Genomic DNA, 15,957 nt, shown 5'->3' with positions numbered 1-15,957 from the left:
CTCTTCTATGCCATTTACACCCAAAACTCCATATCTTACAGTTGACGGTATCGTTGAAATTTATAACGGTCTATCGGAGTTTCAAGGTATAGTTCTTATAAAGCGTAAATATGAACCTATCGGTTTAGCGATACCGGGTGGCTTTGTCGATATTGGTGAAACGGTAGAGGAGGCAGTAGTTCGCGAGATGAAAGAGGAGATCTCTTTGGATGTTGAGATCGATAAACTTTTAGGTGTATACTCAGACCCTGCAAGAGACAAAAGGTTTCACACCGTATCTATTGTTTTTGTATGCAAAGCTTACGGTATCCCTCAAGGTGCAGATGATGCAAAAGAAGCACATATCTATAAACTAGATGAACTACAACTAGATCAACTTGTCTTTGATCATGGGCAAATTTTAAAAGATTATCTCAAAGAGCATCATCATGAATAAAGAGACAGACACCCTTAAAGGTTTAACATCTCAAGAGGTTCAAGAAAAACTTGAACACTACGGCTACAATCAGCTAAATGAGAAAGAAGAGAGCTGGTATAAAAGACTGTTTAAAAGATTTTGGGGGCCTATCCCATGGATGATTGAAATCGCCGCCCTCCTCTCCTACTTTGCCCACAAATACGAAGACTTTATCATCATTATGATTTTACTATTTGTCAATGCCTTTGTTGACTTTTTTCAAGAATCAAAAGCGTTAAGTGCCATTTCCGTACTGAAACAAAAACTTCAACATCATGCCCTTGTTTTTCGTGATGATCATTGGCAGACAGTAGAAGCAAAAGAGTTGGTTCCCGATGATCTTATCAAAGTAAAGATCGGCGATATTGCTCCAGCTGATTTAAAACTGCTTGATAATGAGGAGTTTTTACTTGTCGATCAGTCTGCTTTAACCGGGGAATCTTTACCTGTAACAAAAAAAGGCGGTGAAGAGATCTATGCAAATGCAGTCATCAAACAAGGAGAGATGTTAGCAAGAGTAACCAATACCGGCTCAAACACCTACTTTGGTAAAACTGTTGGTTTAGTCGCTAAAGCACAACATGAACAAAAAAGCCATTTTCAAAAAATGGTTTTAAATGTAGGAAACTTTTTAATTGCCCTAACGATAGTGATGATCTTAGTCATCTTAGGTGTTGGATATTTTAGAGATGAGAGTATGAGTGAACTATTGATCTTTTCACTTGTACTTACCATCTCTGCTATCCCAGTTGCAATGCCTGCTGTTTTAACAGTAACTATGGCAGTCGGAGCCAGAGTTTTAGCAAAAAAGAAAGCGATTGTCAGCAGACTCTCGGCTATTGAAGAGTTAGCTGGCATGGATATACTATGCTCCGATAAAACAGGAACTCTTACCAAAAATGAGATGAGCCTCTCTCAACCATTTACTCTCCACGGTTTTACGGCAAATGAACTCTACTATTATGCAGCATTGGCAAGTATTAAAGAGAATGAAGACCCAATAGAAAAACCTATCTTTGCATATATTGATGATCATCACCTCAACGATAAGTTATATAATGCAGAGTTCATTAAACATATCCCTTTTGATCCCGTAAGAAAACGTATAGAAGCGACATATAAAATTGACGATAATACAATCAACATTATCAAAGGGGCGCCACAGGTCATCCTATCTTTAAGCGATATCTCCGGACATGCCAGAGACGCAGTAGAGGAACAGATACACCAGTATGCGTTAAAAGGTTTTAGAACATTAGGTGTTGCTTTTAAAAATAACGAGGATGAGAAATATACCTTTGTTGGAATGGTTCCTCTCTACGATCCACCACGTGATGACTCATTGGATGCTATAGCCCAAGCACTCGATCAAGGAATAACAGTTAAAATAGTTACAGGGGACAATATTGCCGTAGCACAATACATATCTTCAATACTTAGAATAGGTGAAGATATAGAAAACATCCGCGATCTAAAAGGTGAAAGTACAAAAGAGTACCTTTATCTATCTGAGCTTTTATCTCGATCGTTTATAAAAGTTCTTGAACCGAAAATATCAAATGCAAAGTTAGAGCACTTAGTACAAACTGTTGTCAATGACGTCAAAGATCAACTCCATCATCAGCTTCCTGCAGGAACAGTACAAAAACACGAATCCGAGATCATATCGCTCATTGAAAGTGCAAACGGCTTTGCTGAAGTTTTCCCTGAAGATAAGTACTTTATAGTTGAAGAGCTTCAAAAAGCAAACCATATTGTGGGAATGACAGGTGATGGTGTAAACGATGCGCCGGCACTTAAAAAAGCAGATTGTGGGATTGCCGTAAGTAATGCAACAGATGCTGCAAGAGCCGCTGCAGATATTGTCCTTACTGTACCTGGACTTAGTGTAATTGTAGATGCAATAAAACAGGCAAGAATCACTTTTGAAAGGATGAAAAGCTACACTATCTTTAGAATAGCAGAAACGATAAGAATTATACTTTTTATGACTTTAGCTATCGTTGCTTTTCAATTTTATCCCGTTACTGCCTTGATGATCATAGTGCTTGCCCTGCTTAATGATATACCAATTTTAGCAATAGCCTATGACAATACCAAGATTCAAAAAAAACCGATTCGTTGGGATATGAAAGAGTTACTAGTCCTATCTTCTTGGCTAGGGATCGCAGGTGTACTCTCTTCATTTTTACTGTTTTGGTATACAGTAACGGTTTTAAAACTTCCATTAGAACTGGTGCAAAGTATCTTTTTTGCAAAGCTGGTTGTTGCCGGACACGGGACAATATACAATACCCGTACAGATACATGGTTTTTTAAAAAACCCTACCCTTCATTAACGCTCTTTGGTGCTACGTTCTTAAGTAGAATTGTAGGAACCATCATAGCTGTATACGGCTTTGGACTCATGGAACCTATAGGATGGGAATGGGCTTTAGGTATGTGGGCATATGCAATGGCATGGTTTGTATTTAACGATATGGTAAAACTATCAGTACTCGATTTTTACCGTAAAAAGACTTTCCATAGTTCTCACACTTAACTATTTAAACTGTACGACGCTGTTACGACCTTTATTTTTAGCTTCATACAATGCTTTATCTGCACGTAACATTAAGTCATCTATTTTCTTGTCATTTGTAAAGTCAAGTGTGCTAACACCTGCACTTACTGTAAAAAAGAGAGCAGTATCCTCTGTTACGACTGCAAGTTCTTCTGTTCTTGTTCTAATCTGCTGAGCCAATATAGTTGCCGATTCCAAGTCTGTATTTGGACAAAATAGAATGAATTCTTCTCCACCTATTCTAGCTGCTATATCTGACTCCCTAACATGTCGAAGTTGTTCTGCAAAAGCTTTTAATACTTCATCTCCAACTGCATGCCCGTAAGTATCGTTAATATTTTTAAAGTTATCAAGGTCAAACATAATGAGACTCAGTGGTTGAGATTCTCTCTTAGCCAGTTGTATAAACTTGCTGCTCTCGTTAAAAAGTGCCCTTCTATTGTGCAATCCTGTCAATGAATCCTTATTTGCAAGTTTTTCAAGCTTATCTTTTGCTATCTGTAACTCTTGTGTTCGACTCTGAACCTTTTGATCTAATTCTTTGTTTGTCAGTTCAATAAACTCCAGTTTTTCCGTTTCTAATACTTTAATGCGGTAAGCCAAGGCTAAAGCAAAAAAGATCATCTCACCAAATGACCCTACTATAATGCCGTAACGGGTAAAAATATTAAACTCTAAAAGACCGTAAGCTGCAAGTGCAAAGAGTGTCCCCATAGATAAAAAACAAAATTGTGCTATTAAAAAATACTTAGCAATTTTGTTTCCGATCTTATAACTTTCATATCCTACAAAAAGTAAAAGAGGCAAGATAAAAGTTGAAAATGTATTCATAACAAACAAGCTACGAGCAGGATCAAACAACATACTAATTGAAAAAACTATATACAGATAGGCAACTACTTTTAGCAATTTTGCATATTGAGGTAACTGATGCTTTAGGTCTAAAAGAGAACGGGTAAAAAGCATTAAAAAAGCTTGAAAAAGCGGTATTGCCATCGAAAAAGCATAAAAACTAAATGTGGATTGAAAACTATCAAACGGAAAGACACCTATAGAGATCATCTGCCAGATAGCAAAACCACTGATAAAAAAGATGTAATAGAGATAGGAAATATCTCGAATAAAGAAAAAGATCCCTAAGTTATATAATACTAAGGCAAGAACAGCACCCAAGAAAAAGATATGAAACAACTTTACTAAATAGGAAAAATCATCAACACCCTCTTCATCAAAAAGGTGTATAGCTGTAAACATAGGATATTTTGAAAACATTCTTATGTAGACGGTTTTCTTCTCTTGAGGATTTAGCTCTATTGCCATCGTAGGTTTGACTATATCTTTTCGCTGACTTTGAGTTAAATACCATACTCCATAATGAAACTCAGTAAAACTGTTATCTGCATTGATAATGTACCCATCTACTTTATTTAGGTATGTCTCTGTGAAAAAAATGAAGTAGTTAAGTTTCTCTATTGAACTATTTTTTACCGTGAAACGGATCCAAAAAGCAGAGTCACTGTACCCCTTGCTAATATTACTTGTATATGATTGAAAAGTTGTTAAATTCTGAACATCAGAAAATGTCATCCCCCTTGATTTATCTTCATAGATCTCTAAAGGAAAATTACTAATCTTTTGCCCATTAGCAGTAATAGAAATATCTTGTGCATATATACTTATGATCGTAAAAAGAAGCAAAAAGAAAATACGCATTACCACTCTTTCTGAATTATATAGTAGTTATATACTTGATTATAGTAGGATTGAACTTAAAATTTTCTGCCCTATAAATAATCTTCAATATCATTTTTCAAAGGAACGGAATATGTATAAAGATAATTATTACTGCAAGGAGCGAAAAATGTATAGTAATTGTTCAGAAGAATATAATATGGTTGAGTTTGAAGATGAAAGAGTAAATCATTTTCTACATCATTTTGACGAATGCGATCTTGATACTTTAGAGTATAACTTTGAGTTTGATTGTATAGAATCTAGTACTGATTTTATCGAGGAGATTATATGGGAATAAACAAAAACATATAGTACTCTTTTCTTCAGGTTGATATAAAGGAGTACCTTTTCTTGAAGTTTTAACTCTTAAAAAGAGTGTTGAAATAAGAAACCTACATATTTTCCTTCAGTTGAAGACTCTTTAACTACAGGAGATAATATATACTGATCCGTCACATAAGCACCAAGTGCTGAACCTACAATATGCCACCCAGCATCTAACAACTGCCCTTTAGCATTTCTATACTCTGCATAATCTATAGCCTGTTGTATAACTACAATAATACTGCTACCGACAAATCCTATCATAGCTCTGTCTTCACGATACTCAGGGTAAAAACCATCAACAACAGCAACGATCCCACCAGCTGTAACTACTCCACCTACCGCATGACTAAATTCGCTATTGAAACTATCAGTAGCTTTTAGTTGTGTTATTAATAAAAATGAAGAAATAAAAATAAGTATTTTTTTCATGGAAAGCCTTTTTTCCAGAATTATACTCATCCTAACTAATAAGAAATTAAATTTTGAACTTCTAAGTCTTTTATTTAACCATCCAGTTAACAGACTTATTCTTTTTTAATTTTTTTAACTTCAATCTATCTAATGTACTGAGCTTTACCTTTTTCATTGTTGTGTCCTTTTTATTTTATGACATCACCATTTTAAAAAATATTCATTACTTAATTATTACAAAACATCTTTGCACCTTGACTGCTAACACTCCGCTAACGTAAATAACTTATACTTTCTCCACCAAATAAAGGAGAAAATTATGAAAAAAGTTTTAATGACACTAATGATTCTTGGAGCTATGGCTTCTAATGCATTTGCTCACCATATGGCGGAGTATGATGATGCTGGAATCTATATTCCAGAGTGGTCACCGCATTTATTGATGGAGTTCTAAGTTATAGACCTAGCGTCTTTTAAAATTTCATGGGGGATACTGCCATAAGTAGTATCTTCCTTATTCCCTCGAAAAACTTCTACATCTCGATACTTTACTTTTCTATTGCCGTAAAAAAAGCTAATTTATTAGATAACTAATTGCACATTTTGGCACAAATATGACACATCTGAATTTTTTATGTTGAAAAAATATTTATTTTATGGATTTTTAGTAGTGGTGGTGGACAGAGAGGGATTCGAACCCTCGGTACAGTTACCCATACGCATCCTTAGCAGGGATGTGGTTTCAGCCAGCTCACCCATCTGTCCTTTGGAGGTCGACATTATAATAAGGTTTATATAATATTTTGCTTAAAACTCGAAAGTTTTAAGCATTAAAGTTGTTCTAGTATTTTTTCAACTACTTCAGCAGGATTTTCGGCTTTATAGATCGGACGTCCAACTACTATGAAATCCACTCCGGCACGTTGTGCGTAAGCTACATCTGCGACACGTTTTTGGTCACCTGCATCTTCACCAAATGGACGGATTCCAGGTGTTAGTGTCATAAACTCTTTTGAAGTGATGTTTTTGATCGATGCACTCTCAAATGCAGAACAAACAACACCGTCAAGTCCACATTCATAAGCATCTTTTGCAAACTGGTCAGCTTTTGTCGCAATAGAGTTTTCATATACTGCTTGAAATTCATCTTCAGCAAATGAAGTTAATGCCGTTACTGCGAGTACGATCGGACGTTCATTATAAGATGAAAGTCTATCCATTACCTCTTTCATAGCACGACGCCCTGCACTTGCATGAACGTTAAACATATCAACACCCAGCCCCATAATCGACTCGGCAGCATCTGCCATAGTATTTGGGATATCGTAAAGCTTTAAATCTAAAAAGATTTTAAAATTTGGGTTGATATCTTTGAGTGCTTTTAAAAACTCTTCACCGTCACGAATGTAAGTTCTAAGCCCTACTTTGAGCCAAACATTGTAATTTTTGATTTTTTCAACTAAAGCGAGATTCTCTTCTTTAGAAGGAAGGTCTAGTGCTACACATAATTCCATTATTATTCTCATCGTCATAAATTTTATAAAATTATAACACTTTGGAGTTTTGTTACGCCTTATTTTGCTACAACCAATTAAGGATAGATTACTATAATGTCATCTATATATTTAAAACAAGGCTTCCAGATAACAATGAAACTTCTATATCAAAACAGCGATTTTGCAATTGTCTCAAAGCCTGCAGGAATGAATTTTCACTCGGAAGACGAGGCAGGTTTTGTTGTACTTGCCTCTGAGATGCTCGGATGTAAACTTTTTCCTGTTCACCGTTTAGACAAAATGACATCTGGACTTGTGATCCTTGCAAAAAGTAGTGAAGTTGCAAATAGTTTTTTAAAGCTCTTTGAATCACGCGAAATTGAAAAATATTATCTCGCTATCAGCCTTAGAAAACCTAAAAAAAAGATGGGAAAAGTTGTCGGCGATATGCAAAAGTCAAGACGCGGAAGCTGGAAACTACTTCATACTAAAGAAAATCCAGCGATCACCCGTTTCATCTCAGCCTCTTTAAATCCGGGTGAGAAACTTTTCTTGGTAAAACCATATACAGGAAAAACACATCAGATCAGAGTAGCTCTGAAATCTGTCGGCTCACCAATTGCAGGAGATGAGAGATATGCAGCTGCCGAAGAAGCTAAGAAACTCGATCGCGGCTACCTACACGCATATGCTTTGAGATTTGTTTTTAAGGGAGAATCTTATAGTTTCAAGCTACCTCCCGATGAAGGGGAGCTATTTTTAACTAAAGAGTGCAAAGAGCAGATAGAGTTATGGGATAACCCCGAAGAGTTATTTAAATAGTCGTTTTCAATCTTTTTGATAACTCTTGTTTTTGTTCAGGAGTTAAAACATTGTACATATTTTCTCGGAGTTGACTCCAACTATTTTTTCTTTCCATTTTGTGTCTCATTAACATTGCTCTGAGTTTATCTCTTTGCATACTATTTAGTTCTAAGTTCATCATCTCTGCTATAATTTTTTGATCATTTTTAGTTTGACAGCTTTTTTGATTTCCACATCCACCTTGTGAACTACAACATGTTGAAGATCCGAATACAGAAGATGTTAAAAATATGGTTAGAGCTAAAGCGATTATTTTATTCATGAAACTATTCCTTTACAAAATAGTACACAAAAAATTGTAAATAAGAGAGGGAAAAAGAGGAGTTTGGTTAAGTCTTATTTAGACTTAACCATAGTTTCGATTTTTTCAACTACTGAAGGATCTTCAAGTGTTGAGATATCTTGAGTGATCTCTTCACCTTTAGCAATTGAGCGAAGGATACGACGCATAATTTTTCCAGAACGAGTTTTTGGAAGTCCCGGAGCAAATACGATATCGTCACATACTGCGATGTTACCAATCTCTTGTTTAATGTGAGAGTTGATGATTTTCATCTCTTCAATTTCATCAGCTACACCGTTATCAGATTTTAATACAACATAAGCGAAGATACCCTCACCCTTAATCTCGTGTGGTTTACCAACAACAGCAACCTCTGCAACATTCCAGTGTTTTTTGATCGCAGCTTCAACTTCTGCAGTACCCATTCTGTGACCACTTACGTTGATAACGTCATCCGTACGACCAGTGATCGTAATATAACCGTCTTCATCGTAGATAGCACCGTCACCAGTAAAGTAAACAGCTTTGTCGTCTTTTTTAACGTCACCGAAGTAAGATTTGATAAATCTTTCAGGGTCACCCCATACACCACGGATCATTGATGGCCAAGGACGAGTTACACACATATAACCTTTTTCATTTACACCAACTTTTTTACCAGTTTCAGGATCTAAGATCTCACCCATAATACCCGGTAGTGGTAATGTAGCACAAGCCGGTTTAATAGGAGTAGCACCCGGTAATGGAGAAACGATGTGACCACCTGTTTCAGTTTGCCAGTAAGTATCCACGATAGCACACTTAGATTGACCAACTTCTTCATAGTACCATTTCCATGCCGGTGGATCGATTGGCTCACCAACTGTTCCAAGAACTTTAAGAGATGAGATGTCATATTTTTTAGGCTCATCTTCACCAGTTTTGTGTAATACACGGATAGCTGTAGGAGCTGTATAGAATTGGTTAATTTTATACTCTTCAACCATTTTCCATGGACGACCAGCATCAGGGTATGTAATAACCCCCTCAAACATTACAGTTGTCGCACCCATTGCAAGTGGACCGTAAACAATGTAAGTATGACCTGTAATCCAACCGATATCTGCTGTACACCAGTAAGTATCGTTCTCTTTTACGTCAAATACCCATTCCATAGTCATTTGTGCCCAAAGAATGTATCCAGCAGAGTTATGTTGTACACCTTTTGGTTTACCAGTTGAACCTGATGTATAAAGTAAAAATAATGGGTCTTCAGCATCCATAGGCTCAGCTTCACATACAGCAGACTTGTCTTTGATAAGTTCATTATAAGAGTAGTCACGTCCAGCAACCCATTCAACATCTTCGTTGTTTCTTTCAACAACTAGAACTTTCTCAACTACCTCACACCCTTCAAGAGCAGCATCAACAACAGGTTTTAGCATATACGGCTTAGTTTTTCTAAACGCACCGTCAGCTGTAATTACAACTTTTGCTTCAGCATCTTCGATTCTATCACGTAGAGCCTCTGCAGAGAAACCACCAAATACGATCGAGTGGATTGCACCAAGTCTAGCACAAGCCAGCATAGCAAATGCAGCTTCTGGAATCATCGGCATGTAGATAACAACACGGTCACCTTTTTTAACGCCAAAGTCTTCTTTTAAAAGATTTGCAAATTTATTTACTTGATAGTAAAGTTCAAGATAAGTGATGATTTGTTTGTCACCTCTATCACCCTCAAAAATGATAGCAGCTTTATTTTTACGAGACTCTAAATGGCGGTCAATACATTGGCTAGCAACGTTCAGTTTACCACCATTGAACCATTTTACAAATGGGAAGTTTGATTCATCTAGTACCTCATTAAAAGGTTCCATCCAATCCAGTTTCTCTTCTGCATAACGTCCCCAAAAACCTTCATAGTTTTCCATAGCCTCATCTTGAAGTGCTTGGTACTCACACATGTTTTTTATTCTTGCCGTTTTAGCGAACTCTTTGTTTGGTTTAAAAACCGGTTTAGTTTGAATCTCTGACATTTACAGTCTCCTTTATTTAGTTTGTTAATTTTAAATAAATCATTGCAGTCATGATCGCGTCATTAACTGCATTATGGGCTCCCATACTTGGTAAATCATAGTTTTGCATGATTGTATCGAAGCGTAAATCAATATTTCCTTGAGGTATTAAAGTAATTGTTTTATCAAAATATAATTCAGAAATCTCAACCATCTCGTTTGGTAGTTCTATACCTAAAAGCGGTCTTGTGTATCTGTTTATCATAGCGACATCAAACTCTAAATAATACCCAACTAATTTTGAACTTCCTATAAATTTTAAAAACTCTTTTATGGCTTCATCGCTCTCTTTAGCGTTGACTAAATCACAGGGACGAATACCATGAATTTCTATACTTTTTGCATCTATCTCCTTAGAATTTTTCAAGTAAACTTCAAATGTTTGCGATGTTAATATTTTATTGTTTTTTACTTTTACCGCGCCTATTGAAAGTATCTCATCTTTTTTTGGATCAAGCCCTGTAGTTTCAGTGTCGATAACAACAACTTCATCGTCGTTACTTTCACAAAATAAAAATGCAAAATCTTTATCTTTTAAGCGTTTAAAGTCTCTATATTTTTTAAAAGATCGCACTAAAGAGGTAAACATCAGCTCACCATCTCCAAATGAAAGTGGAATGAGATAAATTTTTTAAATTTGTTAACTATTTTCAAACTATCTTTTAACAGATCTTTTTGTACTTTGTCTAAAGAGTTTGGATCAAGGAAGTTATCCTCTTCCAAGTTTTTTGCATTTAGCATTGTTTTTAATCTAATAGAAGATAGTGTGTCAAAACTCTCAATCAGTTCAGATGCAAAATTTTTATCTATCACGCCTTTATTGTTTAATTGTTTAATTCTCTCTACTGTATTCGTATCTCTAATATGGTACTGCAACGACAAACATCGTATACCGTGTACCAATGCAAACAACCCTCCTTTCTTAATATCAAGTTTATTCGCATGATTTTTTTGCACAACAAAATTTGAAAATACCGATAATGGTGTTTCAAAATGGATTACCGCTTTTGCCATATGGGCAAGTACGTCGTCTCTTGCTTCAAATCTATGTCCTAAAAACTCTGTAAGCTGATCTAAAAGATCACAATTTCCCGCAACACATTTTGCATCTACAAAAATACTCATATTTTGTAAAGTAGCTTCATCTAAAGAGGAAGACCATGTATCTATTTGTTCTTTATATGCGTTTAGATCTTTTCTCCAAAAAGGGTTGCTAACCATCACATCCCCTTTACACGGAGGAAAACCTATACGAAGCAAATAAGAATTTAGTTTTAACATAGGCTCTTCAAACAGTTCAGCTTCAACATTTGAATCGATAATCAAAGCATTATCCTGATCACTTTTAAGCCCTTGTTCTTCACGCCCTTCACTTCCCATAACGATTAATGCACATTTTTCCCTTAACTCTTCTTCAACGCACATTTCAAAAACTTTTTTGTATATCTTTTCATTGAGAGCAGATACAAGTTTTGTAATGTAACGAACCTTTACACCTTTAGTTGTAAGAGCTAAGATGAGATTGCGTAAGTCTTTTTGAATATCTGTAAGATCCTCGATCGAGTTAGCACGATCGATCTGTACAGCTACAAGGTGTGAATGGTTTGCAAAGAAGCTTAATAGATCAAGTTGCTCCAGCACACCTACTATAGTGTTGTTCTCTTTTACTATGACACGTCTTACCTCTTCATGTGTCATAACCAAAAGAACGTTGAATAAAAAATCGTTTATATCTACACATACCATTTTCGATGATGCTATTGAGCGTATCGGCGCATCTACAGTTACGTCACCAAGAAGCACCTGCTCTTTTAAATCTGCATCAGTAACTACACGAGAAAGCTCTTCAACAATGATAATACTAGATTGTAATTTTTTTTGTTTTTGGAGTGCGTCGTGGATCGAAATATCTGGAGTAACTATGCATGCAGTATGGAGGTATATATCTGAAACTTTGGAAACTAAAAATGGGGTAAATTCACTGCTGCTATGATACTCTTTGAGTTGTTTATGGCGTGAGATAAAGTCTTGTAGAAAGTAGCCTTGGATCTTTTTGTTTTGCATGAGATCGAGGAAGTCCTCTTTTTTGATCTCATAGCATATGAGATCCTCGGTGACAACGAAGCGGGAGTTGGTTTTATTATAGATCAAGGAGTCGGCATCAAAGCTATCCCCCTTATTATAAATATTGTACAGTTCATTATCTATGTATTCTGCGACCTGCCCTTTTATAATAATATAAAAAGCGATACTCTCTAAATCCCGAGAGATTAGTAAGGTTTCTTTTGGATAATATGCAATATCTATCTTGGACATCAAATTGTCAAGTTCAAAGGAACTTAACAATTCGAAAGGATGGATAGACTCGATTAAACGTCTTTGATCTAATATACTCATTTTTTAATGCTCTACTGCACCCTCTGCACCAATTCCAGTTTGGCTTCTAATATATTGCGCTTCGAACATCTCTTGTTCATTTTTCGCATTTTCAGAATTATCTGTGATTGAGAAGAACCAGATACCAACAAACGATACTAACACTGAGAAAAGTGCCGGATATTTATATGGGAAAATTGCTTCTGCATTTCCTAAGATTTGTACCCAAACAATCGGACCAAGGATAACTAGGATAACTGCCGTAGCAAGACCTAAACTACCACCGATTACCGCACCGCGAGTTGTTAATTTTCTCCAGTACATTGAAAGGAAAAGTACAGGGAAGTTAGCCGATGCTGCAATAGCAAAAGCAAGACCCACAACGAATGCGATGTTTTGTTTCTCAAACGCGATACCCATAATGATAGCTACGATTCCAAGAACGATAGTTGCAATTTTAGAAACTCTCATCTCTTTCATAGAATCAACTTCACCTTTTTTAAACACAGATGCGTAAAGGTCGTGTGAAATTGCCGAAGCACCTGCAAGTGTTAAACCTGAAACAACCGCTAAGATAGTAGCGAATGCAACTGCCGAGATAAATCCTAAGAAGAAATCTCCGCCTACCGCATGACTTAAGTGAATTGCCGCCATGTTGTTACCGCCAAGGATCGGGCTTCCACCAGAGATCGCTTGTTTTGCTAAATCTAAATATTGTGGATTTTGGAATACCATTACAATCGCACCGAAACCGATGATGAACGTAAGAATATAGAAATATCCAATAAATCCAGTTGCAAAGAAAACAGATTTACGTGCTTCTTTTGCATCACTTACAGTAAAAAATCTCATTAAGATATGTGGTAAACCAGCTGTACCAAACATTAATGCGATCGCAAGTGAAATAGCTGAAATAGGATCACTTACAAGACCACCCGGACTCATAATAGCCTCACCTTTTACTTCAACAGCTTTTGCAAATAACGAACCAAATGAGAAATCGTAATGTGCCATAACAGCGATTGCCATAAATGTAGCACCAGATAATAATAGGAACGCTTTAATGATCTGTACCCAAGTAGTTGCAAGCATACCACCGAATGTTACGTAAAGTACCATTAGTACACCAACAAGAATTACCGCTACTTCATAGTTAAGACCGAATAAAAGCTGAATTAACTTTCCAGAACCAACCATTTGTGCGATCAGGTAAAGAATAACTGTTGCAATTGAACCAAATGCCGCCAATGTACGGATAGGTGTTTGACGTAATCTGTACGACGCAACGTCTGCAAACGTATATTTACCAAGATTTCTTAAAGGCTCAGCAATTAAGAAAAGGATGATTGGCCAACCAACTAAAAAACCGATAGAGTAGATAAGTCCATCGTATCCTTTTAAGTAAACAAGACCTGAAATCCCTAGGAAAGATGCCGCTGACATATAGTCACCCGCGATCGCCATACCGTTTTGAAAACCAGTAATTCCACCACCTGCAGTATAGAAATCTTTTGCAGATTTTGTACGTTTAGCAGCCCAGTAAGTAATACCTAAAGTACCACTTACAAAGATTAAGAACATTACGATTGCAGAAACATTTAAACCTTGTTTTGCTACCTCACCTTCAATTGCACCGCTTGCAAATACAGCGATAGACCCTAAAATTAAAAATAAAAAAGCTCTATTCATTACTTATCCCCTTTAACAGAGTTTTTCACTCTGTTTGCAAGTTCATCAAACTCACCGTTTGCTCTTACTGTGTAAATACCTGTAAGTATAAATGCAATCACAATTACAGTGATTCCAACAGGAATACCGATAGTTGTTACGCTATCACTACTTAACGGTTGTCCAAGTAATGACGGTTCAAATGCTATTGTTAAAATAAATGCAAAGTAAACTATTAACATTACAATTGTTAAAACGATTGCAAAAGATGTTCTTTTCTTTACCAATGTTTGGTAGTCCGGATTAGACTTAATCTGTTCAATTAATTCTTTATTCATCTTCTCTCCTTTTTTCTAGAAATTATAGTTTACTATAAATCTATATTCATTCCAACCAACAGTACCTATAAAATCTCTTGGAAAGTTTCCACGTAAACGTAACTGAAGGTTTTTCACTGCTTCTGGATAGTAAATAGCATCAAAACCGCTTTCAGTAGCTGTACGTGCAGTACCGTATCCACTATTGTCATCCATATCAAAAGATGCATAGTATGCAGTTGTTGATAAATTTACACCCATATCTTTAAAACTATATGTTCCAGCAACTTTTGTCGCTTTTGTTCCAGCTAAAAATTGGTGACGAGTTACCATACCTTGTGTATAAGCAGGCATACCACCCCATGGAGTGATAATAGATTTTAGTAATGCATTACCATTGGATTCTGTTGTTTGTGAATATGCAGCATATACATTAAATCCACCGAATTTAACACCGGCTTTTGCAGCACCATACATAGATGAAACTTCACCAAGTAGTTTATCGCCTATAGCATCTTCTCTAATAAACTGTGCTGCAACATATGGAGAATAACCATCAAGTTTCACACCATAATTAGCATCAGCATAGATAGCATTTAAAATATCATGAGCATAGTAATCCCATACTTGTACTTTAAGGTTTTCAACACCTGTATAAACAGCTGCAGCTACAGTTACACCTGCAGTTTTTTCATCGATAGCATATGTACCCATATTTACAAAACTACCAGCTTGGTTACGCGTATCTACAGCTGAGTAACCTGCCGTTACAGCTAAAAGTGCATTTGCTTCGTCTGCCGATGCATCATATACACGACCAAATGTACCCTGAGCAAACTTTGTAATATGTCCAGCTACGATTGTAGTATCTTTAATATCTGTATTTGTAACAATATATGCTTCAAACAAGTTTGGTAATGTTCTAGCATCATCACTGCCAGCTAAAGGAGTATCAAGTTTTTGACGACCACCTTTAAATGTAGTATTTCCACGAGTATATTGTAAATATGCTTCACCTAAAAGGTCATAACTACCATCATTAGGACCAAATATAGCTGGTTCTGCAACATCTGTCCATGTATCTAGTCTATTTACTGTATAAAATGCTGCACCGAAACTTAATCCTGTATAATCAGCTGTTTCATACTTTAGATGTCCACCTAAAGATAGACCACTACGATGTAAATCTTTATTTACATAATCACGATCGATTGCAAACATACGAATCTGTCCCCTTGCTTTCCCCTCAGAAAACATAGTGCTAAGATTCTCAGCCGCATCTAAACTTACACTTGAAAGAAGTCCAAGACTTACAAGTGATGTTGTTACTACTTTTTTCATTTAGTTTCTCCCCGTTAAACTATTCAACTCTAATGCTAAAGAAGAAAAATAGCATGAACGTAG

15 protein-coding genes and 1 tRNA gene are annotated in these 15,957 nt (G+C 36.2%); 5 read left to right on the top strand and 11 right to left on the bottom strand.

Annotated elements, in window-relative coordinates; genetic code table 11:
• Positions 1-7: 7 nt before the first annotated feature.
• Both FJR03_RS03790 and FJR03_RS03785 read left to right on the top strand, forming a co-directional pair.
• On the top strand, positions 8-436 hold the full coding sequence (locus FJR03_RS03790) for an NUDIX domain-containing protein (protein ID WP_193114325.1): 429 nt from the start codon (positions 8-10) through the stop codon (positions 434-436).
• On the top strand, positions 429-2,999 hold the full coding sequence (locus FJR03_RS03785; RefSeq protein ID WP_193114324.1) for a plasma-membrane proton-efflux P-type ATPase: 2,571 nt from the start codon (positions 429-431) through the stop codon (positions 2,997-2,999). The genes FJR03_RS03790 and FJR03_RS03785 overlap by 8 nt, the downstream gene beginning before the upstream one ends.
• Here the strand turns inward: FJR03_RS03785 and FJR03_RS03780 are convergent, their stop codons facing one another.
• Entirely contained in the window at positions 3,000-4,733 is a 1,734-nt protein-coding gene (locus FJR03_RS03780; RefSeq protein ID WP_193114323.1) for a sensor domain-containing diguanylate cyclase, read from the bottom strand. It lies immediately after the preceding gene.
• Between the two features lie 148 nt (positions 4,734-4,881).
• Here FJR03_RS03780 and FJR03_RS03775 point away from each other — a divergent pair, with 148 nt between their 5' ends.
• Positions 4,882-5,052, top strand: coding sequence for a hypothetical protein (locus FJR03_RS03775; protein WP_193114322.1), 171 nt, complete (start codon positions 4,882-4,884; stop codon positions 5,050-5,052).
• A 68-nt stretch (positions 5,053-5,120) separates the two neighbouring features.
• Here FJR03_RS03775 and FJR03_RS03770 read toward each other — a convergent pair whose 3' ends face one another.
• The gene (locus FJR03_RS03770; RefSeq protein ID WP_193114321.1) at positions 5,121-5,510 is read right to left on the bottom strand and encodes a hypothetical protein; all 390 of its coding nucleotides are present in this window, start codon (positions 5,508-5,510) and stop codon (positions 5,121-5,123) included.
• Between the two features lie 301 nt (positions 5,511-5,811).
• Here FJR03_RS03770 and FJR03_RS11715 point away from each other — a divergent pair, with 301 nt between their 5' ends.
• The gene (locus FJR03_RS11715; protein ID WP_255524254.1) at positions 5,812-5,946 is read left to right on the top strand and encodes a hypothetical protein; all 135 of its coding nucleotides are present in this window, start codon (positions 5,812-5,814) and stop codon (positions 5,944-5,946) included.
• Positions 5,947-6,166: 220 nt separating this feature from the next.
• On the opposite strand, the gene FJR03_RS03765 is transcribed toward FJR03_RS11715, so the two are convergent.
• A tRNA-Ser gene (locus FJR03_RS03765) sits at positions 6,167-6,257 on the bottom strand.
• A 65-nt stretch (positions 6,258-6,322) separates the two neighbouring features.
• Complete coding sequence (pyrF, locus tag FJR03_RS03760; RefSeq protein ID WP_193114750.1) at positions 6,323-7,006, bottom strand: orotidine-5'-phosphate decarboxylase; 684 nt, start codon at positions 7,004-7,006, stop codon at positions 6,323-6,325.
• A gap of 135 nt (positions 7,007-7,141) precedes the next feature.
• Between pyrF and FJR03_RS03755 the strand changes: the two genes are divergently transcribed.
• A complete protein-coding gene (locus FJR03_RS03755) occupies positions 7,142-7,810 on the top strand; it encodes a TIGR01621 family pseudouridine synthase (RefSeq protein ID WP_226962173.1) in 669 nt (222 codons plus the stop codon).
• Here the strand turns inward: FJR03_RS03755 and FJR03_RS03750 are convergent.
• The 7 genes from FJR03_RS03750 to FJR03_RS03720 form a co-directional block, all read right to left on the bottom strand.
• A complete protein-coding gene (locus FJR03_RS03750) occupies positions 7,803-8,114 on the bottom strand; it encodes a hypothetical protein (RefSeq protein ID WP_193114319.1) in 312 nt (103 codons plus the stop codon). The two genes, FJR03_RS03755 and FJR03_RS03750, sit on opposite strands and share 8 nt — an antisense overlap.
• A gap of 74 nt (positions 8,115-8,188) precedes the next feature.
• Entirely contained in the window at positions 8,189-10,153 is a 1,965-nt protein-coding gene (gene acs / locus FJR03_RS03745; protein ID WP_193114318.1) for an acetate--CoA ligase, read from the bottom strand.
• Positions 10,154-10,169: 16 nt separating this feature from the next.
• Complete coding sequence (locus FJR03_RS03740; RefSeq protein WP_193114317.1) at positions 10,170-10,781, bottom strand: 3'-5' exonuclease; 612 nt, start codon at positions 10,779-10,781, stop codon at positions 10,170-10,172.
• A complete protein-coding gene (locus FJR03_RS03735; RefSeq protein WP_193114316.1) occupies positions 10,781-12,589 on the bottom strand; it encodes a putative nucleotidyltransferase substrate binding domain-containing protein in 1,809 nt (602 codons plus the stop codon). The genes FJR03_RS03740 and FJR03_RS03735 overlap by 1 nt, the downstream gene beginning before the upstream one ends.
• 3 nt (positions 12,590-12,592) lie before the next feature.
• Entirely contained in the window at positions 12,593-14,257 is a 1,665-nt protein-coding gene (locus tag FJR03_RS03730; RefSeq protein ID WP_193114315.1) for a cation acetate symporter, read from the bottom strand.
• Positions 14,257-14,574 (bottom strand): DUF485 domain-containing protein, encoded by a 318-nt coding sequence (locus FJR03_RS03725; RefSeq protein WP_193114314.1) that lies wholly within the window; start codon positions 14,572-14,574, stop codon positions 14,257-14,259. The genes FJR03_RS03730 and FJR03_RS03725 overlap by 1 nt, the downstream gene beginning before the upstream one ends.
• Positions 14,575-14,589: 15 nt before the next feature.
• Positions 14,590-15,894 carry an OprD family outer membrane porin gene (locus FJR03_RS03720; protein WP_193114313.1) on the bottom strand — a complete coding sequence of 435 codons (1,305 nt, stop codon included), beginning with the start codon at positions 15,892-15,894 and terminating at the stop codon, positions 14,590-14,592.
• Positions 15,895-15,957: the final 63 nt, after the last annotated feature.

The organism is Sulfurimonas marina (assembly GCF_014905095.1).
In the GTDB taxonomy this organism is placed as follows: domain Bacteria; phylum Campylobacterota; class Campylobacteria; order Campylobacterales; family Sulfurimonadaceae; genus Sulfurimonas; species Sulfurimonas marina.
Note: the sequence above shows the minus strand (reverse complement) of the source record. Positions and strands in the feature narration are given on the sequence as shown.

Excerpts from the sequence above, each read along its gene's own strand:
- acs (WP_193114318.1), bottom strand. The coding sequence starts at position 10,153 with ATGTCAGAGATTCAAACTAAACCGGTTTTTAAACCAAACAAAGAGTTC.
- FJR03_RS03770 (WP_193114321.1), bottom strand. The coding sequence starts at position 5,510 with ATGAAAAAAATACTTATTTTTATTTCTTCATTTTTATTAATAACACAA.
- FJR03_RS03735 (WP_193114316.1), bottom strand. The coding sequence starts at position 12,589 with ATGAGTATATTAGATCAAAGACGTTTAATCGAGTCTATCCATCCTTTC.
- FJR03_RS11715 (WP_255524254.1), top strand. The coding sequence starts at position 5,812 with ATGAAAAAAGTTTTAATGACACTAATGATTCTTGGAGCTATGGCTTCT.
- FJR03_RS03755 (WP_226962173.1), top strand. The coding sequence starts at position 7,142 with ATGAAACTTCTATATCAAAACAGCGATTTTGCAATTGTCTCAAAGCCT.
- FJR03_RS03780 (WP_193114323.1), bottom strand. The coding sequence starts at position 4,733 with ATGCGTATTTTCTTTTTGCTTCTTTTTACGATCATAAGTATATATGCA.
- FJR03_RS03725 (WP_193114314.1), bottom strand. The coding sequence starts at position 14,574 with ATGAATAAAGAATTAATTGAACAGATTAAGTCTAATCCGGACTACCAA.
- FJR03_RS03730 (WP_193114315.1), bottom strand. The coding sequence starts at position 14,257 with ATGAATAGAGCTTTTTTATTTTTAATTTTAGGGTCTATCGCTGTATTT.
- FJR03_RS03775 (WP_193114322.1), top strand. The coding sequence starts at position 4,882 with ATGTATAGTAATTGTTCAGAAGAATATAATATGGTTGAGTTTGAAGAT.
- FJR03_RS03790 (WP_193114325.1), top strand. The coding sequence starts at position 8 with ATGCCATTTACACCCAAAACTCCATATCTTACAGTTGACGGTATCGTT.
- FJR03_RS03720 (WP_193114313.1), bottom strand. The coding sequence starts at position 15,894 with ATGAAAAAAGTAGTAACAACATCACTTGTAAGTCTTGGACTTCTTTCA.
- FJR03_RS03785 (WP_193114324.1), top strand. The coding sequence starts at position 429 with ATGAATAAAGAGACAGACACCCTTAAAGGTTTAACATCTCAAGAGGTT.
- FJR03_RS03750 (WP_193114319.1), bottom strand. The coding sequence starts at position 8,114 with ATGAATAAAATAATCGCTTTAGCTCTAACCATATTTTTAACATCTTCT.
- pyrF (WP_193114750.1), bottom strand. The coding sequence starts at position 7,006 with ATGGAATTATGTGTAGCACTAGACCTTCCTTCTAAAGAAGAGAATCTC.
- FJR03_RS03740 (WP_193114317.1), bottom strand. The coding sequence starts at position 10,781 with ATGTTTACCTCTTTAGTGCGATCTTTTAAAAAATATAGAGACTTTAAA.